We start from the raw sequence: 1,891 nt of genomic DNA, 5'->3' as shown, positions 1-1,891 counted from the left end.
GCCCACAGGCAGACGAACATTCCGGCGGACCGCTCAGTCCGCCTCGATGCGCATCATGTTGGAGAATCGCCCGACGAAAACCGGCGGGTAGGGGCCCACCCCGGCGCCGCTCATCCACTCGGCCGCCGCGTCGGGGTGCTCGATCCACCGCCGCGCGCTCTCCTCGTCGGGCGATTCTCCAACATGATGCGCATCGAGGCGGACTGAGCGGTCCGCCGGAATGTTCGTCTGCCTGTGTAACGGAGTCACCAGCCAAACGGTGACCGAGGCGCTGCAAGCCGGGGCCTGCACGACCAAGGAGGTCGCGGCAGCCTGTGGGGCGGGCGCCGACTGCGGGCGCTGCCGGCGAACCGTCCAGGCGATGCTGCGATCGTCGGATCCGAACGGCGCTGCCACCCGGCCGCGGTCTTAGCGGCGAACGCTGCCGTCCGGCGACATCGGCTGGACGAGTTCGACGAGCAGGGGCGGGATTTCGAGCCGCGGCAGCACCACCTCGACGAGCACCATGCTGTCCCGGTGCGCCGCGGCGGCGGTCAGGGCGTCGTCGAGCTCACCGTACGTCTGCACCCGGAACGCCAGGTGATCGGCGACGCCCAGCGCGTTGGGGATGTCGGTCCATTTCCAGTTCACGATGTCGTTGTAGGGCGCCGTTTCCCCGTGGATCGCCCGTTCGACGGTGTAGCCGTCGTTGTTGACCACCACGATGACCGGTGACAGCCCTTCGCGCGAAAAGTTGCCGAGCTCTTGGACGGTCAGTTGCGCGGCACCGTCACCGATCAGCAGCACCGTCCGCCGGTCCGGATGTGCCACCCCGGCACCCAGCGCCGCCGGCAGCGTGTATCCGATTGAGCCCCAAAGCGGTTGGCCGATGAACGTCACGCCCTGGGGCAGGCGGTGGTCGGCCATGCCGTAGAACGAGGTGCCCTGGTCGGCGAGGACTACGTTGCCCGGTGTCAGGGCCACGCAGAGGCGGTCCCACAGCATCTCCTGCGTCAGCGGTTGATCGCGTGGCGGTGGCGGGGGCAGGGCCTCGGCGGGCGGCGACGCCACGGGCGGCGACGTGATCGCGCGGCGGGTCAAAATGGTGGCCAACGCCTCGAGCGCGGCGCCCATCTCCAGCGGAGCGAAGACCTCACCGGCCACGGTGGTCTGGTACTGCGCGACGTCGATGGTGCGCGCCGGGTCGATCCGCTGGCTGAAGAAGCCGCTGACCATGTCGGTGAACACCACGCCGGCGGTCACCAGAACCGGCGCCTCTTCGATCGCGGTGCGCACCGCCGGGACGCTGGCAGACCCGGCGTAAATGCCCAAGTAGTGGGGTGAGCTTTCGTCGAGGAGGCTCTTACCCCACATCAGCGTCGCGTAGGGCACCACGTCGGCCGCCAGCAACGCCTCGAGTTCTTTGACCACCTGCAACCGGTGCACTAGCAAGTCGGCCAGCACCGTCAGCTGGTGGTCACCGATGAGTTCGGCGGCGGCCTCGACGAACAGTGAAAGCGCGCGCGGGCTGGTGCCGCCGGTGTAGCGGGGCAGCGGGTCCGCGGGCGGTTCGGTGGGGAAGCGGGCCACGTCGGTGGTCAGCAGGATGTACCCGGGCCGCTTCTGCTCGCGCACCTCGGACAGCACCCGGTCGATCTCGCGGCGGGCGGTCGCGGGCATCAGGTTGGCTTGGGCACAGGTGATCTCGCGACTGACGCGCAAGAAGTGCTCGAAGTCTCCGTCGCCGAGCGAGTGGTGTAGCGCGCGCCGGGTGCCCTGCGCGTCCTTGGACGGGCCCCCGACGATGTGCACGACGGGCACCTGCTCGGCATAGCTGCCCGCGATCGCGTTGGCCGCCGACAGTTCGCCCACGCCGAAAGTCGTTACCACCGTGGACATTCCGCGCAGCCGG

Annotated in this window: 2 protein-coding genes and 1 pseudogene; 1 reads left to right on the top strand and 2 read right to left on the bottom strand. The window is 69.3% G+C overall.

All coding sequences use genetic code 11. The features are described from left to right. Positions 1–33: 33 nt before the first annotated feature. Positions 34–195: pseudogene (locus A9X03_RS28705) on the bottom strand (fatty-acid--CoA ligase); the annotation flags it as partial. 25 nt (positions 196–220) lie between these two features. Here A9X03_RS28705 and A9X03_RS28700 point away from each other — a divergent pair. After that, entirely contained in the window at positions 221–412 is a 192-nt protein-coding gene (locus A9X03_RS28700; RefSeq protein WP_068016700.1) for a bacterioferritin-associated ferredoxin, read from the top strand. Here A9X03_RS28700 and A9X03_RS20215 read toward each other — a convergent pair. Then, positions 409–1,891: alpha-keto acid decarboxylase family protein (locus tag A9X03_RS20215; protein ID WP_068262644.1), on the bottom strand; the 1,483-nt coding region annotated here is incomplete at its 5' end. The genes A9X03_RS28700 and A9X03_RS20215 overlap by 4 nt on opposite strands.

It is taken from the genome of Mycobacterium sp. E1715 (assembly GCF_001667625.1).
GTDB lineage: Bacteria > Actinomycetota > Actinomycetes > Mycobacteriales > Mycobacteriaceae > Mycobacterium.
This window is presented reverse-complemented; position numbering and strand designations above follow the sequence as displayed.

Coding starts and splice junctions, on each gene's coding strand:
- A9X03_RS28700 (WP_068016700.1), top strand. CDS start 221: ATGTTCGTCTGCCTGTGTAACGGAGTCACCAGCCAAACGGTGACCGAG.